The organism is Paenibacillus artemisiicola, from assembly GCF_017652985.1.
In the GTDB taxonomy this organism is placed as follows: domain Bacteria; phylum Bacillota; class Bacilli; order Paenibacillales; family Paenibacillaceae; genus Paenibacillus_Z; species Paenibacillus_Z artemisiicola.
On sequence record NZ_JAGGDJ010000040.1, the window covers coordinates 39,970 to 51,396 of the forward strand.

Consider the following 11,427-nt stretch of genomic DNA (forward strand, 5'->3'; position numbering starts at 1 on the left):
GAAGGTTGTGGGACCACCCTCACATTTTCCTTGTTTTTTTGTCGATTTTGAAAGAATAATCCACGTCTGTTAGCAGTCCTAACACTTCGCTCATAAAATCAAAAAGCCACCAGTGAACTTCTTCACTGCTCATCCCCCTGTCAAGTAGACAACTGAAAAAAGCAAGCTGCTAACGCGTATCGATACTCAGTGGTGCACGTTGTTTGAGTTTAACCCGAAAGCGGTGGTAGTTGTAGTTTGATGCATACATTATCCAGCCTGGTTGCTTTGCAAGAGTGGCTGCCATCGTGTGTTGCACGCCTAAGACGTGTATTGGAAGCCCTGGTTAGAATGGCTTCCACTACACGTATCTTTTTTGTCCACTTGCGCAATGATGCTGCACGTCGTTCTGTTGTGACAACAGCCACGCATTCGCCATACTTTCATGTGATTTATTTTGTAGCCTGCTTCCCGCAGAGTGGTCGTCACGCGAGGGTAGCCGTATTCTGAATGCGTAAAAAGAATCGCCATCATATGCTCCTTGATCTCAATGATCGTTGTCTTGCTTCACTGCTCGCTGAGGCGGGTAAACGGTTGAGATTCATACGAATCGGTTTCAAAATCATCGGAATAGGCGTCAACGCTCTAATAGGAGATTGAAGCTTTCAGGAGTTAGTTCCAATTTAATAAGTCGTTACTCCCCCTTCGTGTAAGAGTCAAACAACTGCTTGATATGGACAGTTTGCCCACACCATTTGTCTCATTTAAACATAGATTTATAGAAAGAAAAATTGAATTACAGTAGGAGGTGGATTTCAAGTGGCGAGTTCTGATCAAGAGCAAATCATACAAATGCAGCGCAGAATGTTCGGGTTACGAAATATTGACGGTCAAATTTATGATAGTTTTGATAAACCAGATACTATTCTAAATGGTACGCAGACGATTAGCGGCCATACTTGGCAAGTAGCCGGTACCGGTTACATGTCGGCCAAAATTAAAAATGGCGAACTAGTATCAGAAGGTATAAACTTTTATGCCAGCGTTGACTATGGAAAACCGATCAAATATATGCAAACTACATTTAGTTTCACGAAAGTAAACGGACAAACTTCAGGGATCAACGACAATATCGTTATGATATTGCAAGGTGGAACTTTTAATTTAGGCACAATGATTCATTTGCTGATAGGCAAAAACAACTTCACGCTGATGAAGAGACTAAGCAACGGAAGCTTTATCATCGTTCCCGTCACTAAAGTAACGGATATCGTGAATGACAAGCGAATCGACGATTTCCCTTATAGCATGGAAATGGAATTGGAAGGCAATGTGCTGACCATCACGAATGGCTCAGATATCTATTCTGCAACAGACGATGACTTTGTTCTTATCGATCCTAGTAGAGCAACTATACAAATTGCACCTTTAGCCAATGCGCAGTTTATAGGTAAGTTTCACAGCATTGCAGTTGGTGAGAAATCACATGACAATGATCTGGTAAGCAAGAATGGTTTAACAAAAGCTGAGCTTATTCCACTGATTAATAATGCACCGCAAATCCTTTCGTTCAATAATTACGTTTCGAAGATTCCTAATTGGGTCAACATCACGCGCCCGCCTTATAATGCAGCACCAAATTCAGACATAACGACCATTCTGCAGAACGCCATTAATAATCTGACCCGAGGCACGATCTATGTACCAGATGGCGATTATCTCATTAGTCAGACAATCAAATTAAAACCCAAAGTAAGCATGATATGCGGTAACACCACCGTATTCAAACCATCTGCTGCTGCGGATAATTTCAACATGTTCGAGTTCCCTGTGTATCAAGTGCAAAACGATAGAACGACATTCACAGGTCTAAGGATTAATGGTCTGAACAAGAATGTTATTGGTATAAAAGTGTTCAATGCAATTAATCTGATCTTCTATGATTGTATCATTGAGAACTGTCAGGATACTGGACTCGAGTTGAATCAATCTCAATTCAATCAATTTTATAATCTCATATTGTTTAACAATAAAATCGGCCTCTTTATGAACGCAGGAACAGGCAATCAGACCCTTACCGGCGGCAATTCCAATACATTCTACAATTTATCAATCATCAGCAATATTGTCGGCTGTCTAGTGCATCATGTATCGGGAAATTATTTCTACATGACCATCCCGCTCGGGAATCGCGTCAGCTGCTTTGCTTTCTTTGACTGCTTAACCAACTATATTCATGGTGGTTGTCCTGAAGCTACTGGCAATACTGCACCCAATCCAGCGTCGATTGATATGAAAGGGAAGACGATTAAGAAGGCCACTATCTACAGCAGCAATTCCATTCTATGTATCGATAACTTGCAGAATAATGACGCTACCGTCAAACCATCTATCCTTCTCGAAAATGAAAGCGTATTAGACTATGGAAATCCAAGAGGTTACGGTCAGCCTTCCTACTCCCATGTCGCATGCGATTTCACAAGCAGTGTATCTCTGACAGGGAAGTTCGATGCCGTAGGCAACTTCGAGAATGTCAGCTCGGTCCCTTCTGCATTAATTGTCAGAAGCAGAAACGCTTTCCTTATGAAAGACAATACCAAATACGATAAGTACATGCTCAATGCAGCAGTCAACCCCCTTGTACCATCAATTGTTAAACTCGGTACAGGAGGAATCGTATCCGTTTCGAACAAGAATGATACGGAGATGGGCTCTGTTAAAGCAGTGAAATTCAGTAATAGAGTAACTGTCGGAACAGATAAGGCCGTCATTTATGCATCTAATATTTTCCCAAATGGTGTAGGCAAGAAATATTCCGGCTTGGCAGTCAATTTGAAGACAGATGTTGACACATTGCTGAGAGTGGAGCTTGGGGAACCGAACGGAAGCGCAATGGATGTGAAGATCAAAGCAGGGGAATGGAAACGCGTTTGTTTATTTTGTAGTACACTTCCTAACTACAACGTTTTTTTCTGCCCATTGGATAATGCCGGAGCCGAGCTATTGGTTACGCGGCTGTGTTCCATCAATACAGATAATGAACAAGTCATGCTCAAACTACTACAAGGTTATTTTAACGACAATAGCAATTCATAACACAAAGGAGCTGAACCTCATTAAGATTCTGTCCTGAAGGTTATCGAACGTTACACGTAACCGAACTTAATTCATTACCGGCTGACGATACCGCAATCGAGAATGATGTTAGTTACCAAAAAAGCAGATGGACTGGTCATACTGTCAAGTAAATAACTGAAAAGCTTAGCTGCTAACGCGCATCGATACTCAATGGTGCGCGTTATTTGAACTTGCCCTGAAGGCGGTGGAAGTTGAAGTACATAGATATACTCCTCCACCGCTTGCTGAATTTCCGTTCCTGAATGACACTGACTGAGGTATAGTTCCACTCTTTTTGAGGCGATAAGAAGGATTCAATGCATGCGTTATCCAGGCAGGTTGCTTTGCGAGAGTGGCTGCCTTTAACGCCGATGCCTCTAATTGTGTACTGTACGCCTGAGACGTTTATTGGAAGCCCTGCCGAATGGAGCACGGATTTCAAGTCGTCTCTTTTTCTTCCCACTTCGCGATGGTAACCCAGCACGAGCTGCACGTCATTCCGTTCAGTCAACTGTCACACAACAATCTCATTTTTGAAAAGGTCCTGCATCACGGACAGGTCATGAAAGTTCGTTCCGTCGTTAATGTATGTACTATCGGCCAACAATTTTCAATGCGGCGCTGTGTCATGAATTGACGTTGCAGGCGATTGGGATAGACAACGAAAAGCTTGTACCGGCTTGTTTTTGCTTCCCGCCTTATAACGGATTGGCTGGCTAATTCACGCATGATTCACAATCTGGAATGTCTATGTTTTTTAACCATAAAAAATCCCCTCCAAGTGGCACTCCAACCTCCATGATACCATGATGAGGTTTTTGAATGTCTACTTGTAGGGGATGGTACAATCACTACTAGCTTTTTGATTTTCGTTATTTAATTCCCGCCCACGCGCGCCAGCTCTTTCATGTTGGCTTCGAACGCCGCGAGGAGCGCTTCTTCGCCGGCGAGGCCGGTTTGTTCCATCTTCTCGATCTGCTCAAGCATCCGCTTGTAGTCTTTCGGGATGATCTTGACGAACTTCGTCAAGGCGTTGTCCCAGTCGGACAGCAGGCGGTCGGCGACGGCGCTGCCGGTGTACTCGGCGTGGCGCTTCAGCATGCCCTGCAGCTCGTCGATGTCGCGGGCTTCTTCGACGCGCTCCAGCAGCACCATTTCGATGTTGCAGTGCTTGTAGAAGTCGCCGCTCTCGTCCAGGACGTACGCGACGCCGCCGGACATGCCGGCCGCGAAGTTGCGGCCCGTGGCGCCGAGGATCGCGACGCGTCCGCCCGTCATGTATTCGCAGCCGTGGTCGCCCACGCCTTCGACGACGACATTCACGCCGGAGTTGCGAACCGCGAACCGTTCGCCCGCGATGCCGCGGATGTACGCTTCGCCGTTCGTCGCGCCGTAGAACGCGGTGTTGCCGATAATGACGTTCTCCTCGGCCTTGAAGGTCGCTTTCGGCGACGGCGCGACGATGATCTTGCCGCCGGAGAGGCCTTTGCCGACGTAGTCGTTGGAGTCGCCTTCCAGGGAGAGCGTGACGCCCTTCGGCACGAACGCGCCGAAGCTCTGGCCGGCGGAGCCCACGAAGTGGAACGAGATCGTGTCCTCCGGCAAGCCCTTCGCTCCGTGCTTGCGCGTCACTTCGCTGCCCACGATCGTCCCGACGACGCGGTTGATGTTCGTGATCGGCAGCGTCGCGCGGACGCGCTCGCCGGTTTCGATGGCCGGCTGCGCCAGCGGCAGCAGCTTCTGCAGGTCGAGCGACTCTTCGAGCTTATGATCCTGCGCCTGCGTGTTGTACCGCGCGGCGTCCTGCGGGACGTCCATTTGGTGCAGCAGCGGACGAAGGTCGATGCCTTTCAGCTTGTAGTGGTCGATCAGGTCCTTCGTCTGCAGGCGGTCGACGCGGCCCACCATCTCGTTGACGGTGCGGAAGCCGAGCTCCGCCATGATTTCGCGGAACTCCTGCGCGACGAACAGCATGTAGTTCGCCACGTGGCTCGGATCGCCCATGAACTTCTTGCGCAGCTCCGGATTTTGCGTCGCGACGCCGACCGGACACGTGTCCAGCTGGCAGACGCGCATCATGATGCAGCCGAGCACGACGAGCGGCGCCGTCGAGAAGCCGTATTCTTCCGCGCCGAGCAGCGCGGCGATCGCGAGGTCGCGGCCGTTCATGATTTTGCCGTCCGTCTCCACGACGACGCGGTCGCGGAGGTTGTTGATCATGAGCGTTTGATGCGTTTCCGCGAGGCCCAGCTCCCACGGCATGCCCGCGTGGCGGATCGACGCGAGCGGCGACGCGCCCGTGCCGCCGTCGTAGCCGCTGACGAGAATGACGTCCGCGCGGCCCTTGGCGACGCCCGCCGCGATCGTGCCGACGCCCGCTTCGGAAACGAGCTTGACGTTGATGCGCGCGCGCGGGTTGGCGTTCTTCAGGTCATGAATGAGTTCGGCCAAATCCTCGATCGAATAAATATCGTGATGCGGCGGCGGCGAGATGAGACCGACGCCCGGCGTGGAGCCGCGAACCTCGGCGACCCAAGGGTACACCTTGCGGCCCGGCAGCTGCCCGCCTTCGCCCGGCTTCGCGCCTTGCGCCATCTTGATTTGAATCTCGTCGGCGTTGACCAGGTAGTTGCTCGTGACGCCGAAGCGGCCCGAAGCGACCTGCTTGATCGCGCTGCGGCGGGAATCGCCGTTCGCGTCCGGAACGTAGCGCGCCGGATCTTCGCCGCCCTCGCCGGTATTGGACTTGCCGCCGATGCGGTTCATCGCGATCGCCAGCGACTCGTGCGCTTCCTTCGAGATGGAGCCGTACGACATGGCGCCCGTCTTGAACCGCTTCACGATGGATTCGACCGATTCGACCTCGTCGAGCGGCACCGGATCCGCCGTATAGTTGAAGTCGAGCAGCGAACGAAGCGTCAGATGCTTCTTGTCTTCGCCCTGCACGAGCTGCGAGAACTTCTTGTACAGCTTGTAATCGTTGGCGCGGGAAGCCATCTGCAGCGTGTGGATCGTCTGCGGGCTGAACAGGTGGTCTTCGCCGTCCTTGCGCCATTGGTATTCGCCGCCGGAATCGAGCTCGCGCACGCGGCCTTCCTGCTCGGCGAACGCGCGGTTATGATGCTTCAGCGTCTCTTCCGCGATCGTCTCGAGGCCGATGCCGCCGATCCGCGTCGGCGTCCACGTGAAGTACGCGTCGACGACTTCCTCGGTCAGGCCGACCGCTTCGAAGATTTGCGCGCCGCGGTACGACTGGATCGTGGAAATGCCCATCTTGGACAGGATCTTCACGACGCCTTTGGTCGCCGCCTTGATGAAGTTCTTGACCGCCTTCTCGTGCGTCACGCCCTTCAGCATGCCCTGGCGGATCATGTCGTCGAGCGTCTCGAACGCCAGGTACGGGTTGACCGCGCTCACGCCGTAGCCGAGCAGCAGCGCGAAGTGATGCACCTCGCGCGGCTCGCCGGATTCCAGCAGCAGGCTGACCTTCGTCCGCGTGCCTTCGCGAATGAGATGGTGATGCAGGGCGGATACCGCCAGCAGCGAAGGAATCGCCGCGTTCTCGCGGTCCACGCCGCGGTCGGACAGGATCAGGACGTTATGCCCTTTCTTGATGACGCGGTCCGCGGCTTCGCACATTTGCTTCAGCGCGAAACGCAGGCCTTCCACGCCGTCGGCGGCGTTGAACAGCGTCGGCAGCGTGATCGACTTGAAGCCCGGACGGCGAACGTGGCGCAGCTTCGCGAATTCCTCGTTGGACAGCACCGGCGTCGCCAGGCGAATCTGGCGGCAGCTCTCCGGCTCCGGGTTCAGCAGGTTGCGCTCCGGACCGAGCGTCGTGCCCGTCGCCGTGATGATCTCCTCGCGGATCGCGTCGATCGGCGGGTTCGTCACCTGCGCGAACATTTGCTTGAAGTAGTTGAACAAGCGCTGCGGACGTTCCGACAGCACCGCGAGCGGCGCGTCGTAGCCCATGGACGCGATCGGCTCCACGCCGCTGCCCGCCATCGGCTCGAGCACCTTGCGCAGGTCCTCGAACGTATAGCCGAACGACTGCTGGCGCCGCTCGACCGTCTCGTGGTCCGGCTCCGGAAGCTCCGGCGCGTCCGGCAGTTCATCCAGGCCGACGAGATGCTCGTCGAGCCATTCGCGGTACGGGTGCTCGGCGGCGATCTGCGCCTTCACTTCTTCGTCGGAGACGATGCGGCCGGCTTTCGTGTCGACCAGCAGCATGCGGCCCGGACGGAGACGGTCCTTGTATAGGACGTTCTCCGGATCAACGTGGACGGTGCCCGCCTCGGAGCCGAGAATGATGACGTCGTCCTTCGTTACATAATAACGTGCGGGACGCAGGCCGTTCCGGTCGAGAATCGCGCCGATCTGCGTGCCGTCCGTGAACGCCATCGCGGCGGGTCCGTCCCACGGCTCCATCAGCGTGCTGTGGTACTCGTAGAAGGCTTTCTTCTCGTCGCTCATGCCTTCGTGGTTCGCCCACGGCTCCGGCACCATCATCATCGCGACGTGCGGAAGCGAGCGGCCGGAGAGGTACAGGAACTCCAGCGTGTTGTCGAACATCGCCGTATCGGAGCCGTCCGGGTTGACGATCGGCTTGATCTGATCCAGGCTGTCGCCGAACAGCTCGGACGCGAACAGCGTCTGGCGGGCGTGCATCCAGTTGACATTGCCCCGCAGCGTGTTGATCTCGCCGTTGTGGATCAGGTAACGGTACGGATGTGCGCGCTCCCAGCTCGGGAACGTGTTCGTCGAGAAGCGGGAGTGAACGAGCGCGAGCGCGGTTTCCACGGCTTCGTCGTTCAGATCCACGTAGAACGAACGGACCTGCTCGGTCGTCAGCATCCCCTTGTAGACGATTTTTTTGCTCGAGAAGCTCGAGAAATAGAACGTGTCCGCGCCTTCCATGCCGGCATAGCGGATCGCCAGCTCGGCGCGCTTGCGGATGACGTAGATCTTGCGCTCGAACGAGAGCTCATCCCGAAGCGAAGCGTCTTTGCCGATGAATACCTGGCGCACGTACGGCTTTACCGACTTGGCGGATTGGCCCAGCTTCTCGTCGTTGGTCGGAACGGTCCGCCAGCCGAGAAGCGTTTGGCCCTCCTCGCGGATGATGGCTTCCAATTCGCGCTCCTGCATGCCGCGGACGCGCTCGTCCTGCGACAGGAACAGCATGCCGACGGCATAGTCGCCGTCCGCCGGCAGCTCGACGCCCTGCGCCTTCAGCTCGCGCGCGAAAAACGCGTGCGGAATCTGCAGCAGAATGCCGGCTCCGTCCCCCGTGTTCGGCTCGCTGCCTTGCCCGCCGCGATGCTCCATGTTCTCGAGCACCGTCAGCGCCTGCTGAATGATCGTGTGCGACTTCAATCCCTTGATGTTGGCCACAAAGCCCATGCCGCAGGCGTCTTTCTCGAACTGCGGGTCGTACAGGCCTTGCTTCGGCGGCAATCCTAAACGGTTCTCTTTCACTTGGATGCAACCTTTCTATAAAGAAATTTTTGGATAAACGAAGCAAACGGCAGGTCCCCCCGGCCCCTGGCCGCATCCTGGGAACGTCCCAAGGGATGGATTCTTATGCATCGGTCGCGACTTCATTTCCGGGCCAAGATCGCGTACAATGGAGAAGACATGAAAAACCTTCCTCCAAGCTTTCATGGCTCGCTTCAAAAAAAGACGCTGAGCTGCGGCTGGATAAAAATGCCGTATTCATCAGCATCCCTCGGCAAAGCAAACATCTAGATGGATTTTCGTTATTATATTATTTTATCATCACCCCCAAACGATATCAATTTAATATTTTTATGAAAGTGATAAGAGTTCTTTAACGAAGCAACGCGCACCCGCGGGCAAGACTTGTACTATTTGTACATTTCTTTTCACTCGGGCGCATAATTATGCAAAAGGATGTGTTGGCCTTGTTCCATTCGATTCGAAAACCGTCCAGCCTCGCGGCCCTGCTCGCGGCGGCTGCGCTGCTTGCCGTAACGGCAGCCGCGGGAAGCGCCGTCGCGGAAGGGAACCGGACATCCGCGGGCGCCGCGGCTGCCGGACTTCGGCTCTACGCGGCCGCGGCCGCCCCCGCCGCGCCGAAAGCGGAGTCGAACGAGCCGCTGCATATCGTCGCCGTCGGCGATTCGCTCACGGTGGGGTACGAGCTCGGCATGAGTACGGCCTCCGTGCCGTACGGCTACGCGGAGCGCGTCTATGAGCAGGCGCTGTACCACGGCCGGGCCGACCTCAAGAACTACGGCATCATCGCGCTCAAGACGCCGGGACTCGGCAAATTCCTGCAAGCGGCGGCCGGCGGCAAGACGATCACCGCCGAGGACGTCCAAGCGGACCTGTCGACGTATCCGCTCGCCCCGGAAACGGTCGCCAAGACGGCGGCGCTCGCGGCGGACTTGAAGCAGGCCGATCTCGTGACGGTGACGATCGGGGGCAACGACTTTACCCCCATCTTCGACGCGATCAAGCAGGGCGGTCTGACGGACGCCGAGCTCGGAGACAAGCTGAACGCCATGCTGGACGGGTACATCCCGCAGCTCGAAGGGTCGCTGCGCACGATTCTGGGCTTGAACCCGAAGGCGACGATCGTGTTCGCGGACCAGTATTTGCCGGTGCCGGCGCCTTCGGTCATCAATAAGGCGATCACGCAGTCGCAGTACGACGTTCTGACCGCGGGCGTCGACCGGCTGAAGGGGCTGGACGAGGCGCTCGCCGCCAAGCTGACGAAGGAAGGCTACGACGTCCGCGCGGTCGACGTCTCCAAGCCGTTCCGCGGCAAAGAGCTGACGTACACCTATATCGCGAAAGGCGACATCCATCCGAACCAATACGGCTACGATCTCATGGGCCGCGCGTTCGCGGACGGCATCTGGGGGAGCTACCGGGAGCCGGCCGCGCTTTCCGCCGGCACGCCGCTGCGCGTCGTGGTGAACGGCGCGGACCTGAAGGGCGGCAACAAGCCCGTCCTGAAGAACGGCACGACGTTCCTGCCGATGCGCGACGTGGCGAACGCGCTGCGCGCGACGCTGAATTGGGAGCCCAAGACGCGGACGGCGACGATCGCCTCGAACGGCAAGAAGGTCGCGTTCACGATCGGCGCGAACACGATGAAGGTCGACGGCCAAACCGTGCCGCTCGAGACGCCGGCCTACCTGCAAACGTCCGGGGGCAATGCCTACACGTACTTGCCGCTCGCCGCGCTCTCGCGCGGGCTGGGCTACCAGGTCGAGTACCGCAAGCCGATCGCGACGGTGTTTATTAATTCGTAGCACGGCCGGCGCGACGCTGCTCCCTAGGGCAATAGCACAGTACGCCAGGGCCGGCTATACAATTAGAGGACGAATCAAAAAGGGCGGTATCGCCCGGGCAGCCTTCGCTGCGCCGGGGATCCCGCCCTTTTCGTCGTGCAAATGGCATGCATAAAGCCTTACGGTGCCTTATACAGGAGTCGCCTACATGCCGACCCGACCGATCAGTGACCGTCAGCCTGGTCAACATACGACAGTTCGATCTTCAAGCCGACAGTTAAAAACATCATACCGACAGCTCAGTCCTCAAACCGACTGTTCGATCATCATCCCGACAGCTCAGTCCTCAAACCGACTGTTCGATCATCATACCGACAGCTCGGCCGTAGCTCCTGCGCCGCGATTCCGTTCCTTGCGGTGCATCAGTTGGAACACGGCCAGCGTCAGCGCCGCGAAGACGACGGCGACGACCGCGAGGAACGCCGCGCAGCCGCCCGCGACCCGCAGGTCGTTGCCCGTCAGAATCTCCCGGAACGCGCGGATGGAATACGTCATCGGCAGCCAGTCGCCGATGCGCTGCAGCCAAGCCGGCACGAGCTCCGCCGGGTACGTGCCGGCGCTGCCCGTCAGCTGCAGGATGAGCAGCATGACGGAGACGAAGCGGCCCGGCTGGTCCAGCAGCGTCACGAGGAACTGGATGATCATCATGAACGCGACGCTGGTCAGGATGGAGAAGCCGACGAACGCGCCGAGATGGTTGGCGTGCAGGCCGATGCCATACAGCAGGATCGCGTCGGCGATCAGCGCCTGCACGATGCCGACGCCGATGAACAGCAGCGCCTTGCTGAGGTACCAGCTCCAGCCGGAGCGCGGCTTCGCGCCGGTCTCCCGCATCGGGATGACCATCGTCGAGAGCAGCGCGCCGACGAACAGGCCGAGCGACAAGGCGTACGGCGCGAACCCCGTTCCGTAGTTCGGCACGCTCGTGAGCTTCCGCTCCTCGACATGGACCGGATTCGCGAACATGTCGTACAGGGCGTCGGTGCCGGCGACGCCCGCGCTTTGT

Annotated in this window: 4 protein-coding genes; 2 read left to right on the forward strand and 2 right to left on the reverse strand. The window is 56.1% G+C overall.

Translation table 11 applies throughout. The features are described from left to right. Positions 1 to 798 precede the first annotated feature (798 nt). Positions 799 to 3,075, forward strand: coding sequence for a right-handed parallel beta-helix repeat-containing protein (locus I8J29_RS26885; RefSeq protein ID WP_208850449.1), 2,277 nt, complete (start codon positions 799 to 801; stop codon positions 3,073 to 3,075). 897 nt (positions 3,076 to 3,972) lie between these two features. On the opposite strand, the gene gltB is transcribed toward I8J29_RS26885, so the two are convergent. Beyond that, positions 3,973 to 8,577, reverse strand: a complete 4,605-nt coding sequence (gene gltB / locus I8J29_RS26890; protein ID WP_208850450.1) for a glutamate synthase large subunit — start codon at positions 8,575 to 8,577, stop codon at positions 3,973 to 3,975. A 446-nt stretch (positions 8,578 to 9,023) separates the two neighbouring features. Here gltB and I8J29_RS26895 point away from each other — a divergent pair, with 446 nt between their 5' ends. Next, entirely contained in the window at positions 9,024 to 10,382 is a 1,359-nt protein-coding gene (locus I8J29_RS26895; protein ID WP_208850451.1) for an SGNH/GDSL hydrolase family protein, read from the forward strand. Positions 10,383 to 10,727: 345 nt separating this feature from the next. Here the strand turns inward: I8J29_RS26895 and I8J29_RS26900 are convergent. Then, a partial coding sequence (locus tag I8J29_RS26900; protein ID WP_208850452.1) for a YhgE/Pip family protein occupies positions 10,728 to 11,427 on the reverse strand: 700 nt, incomplete at its 5' end.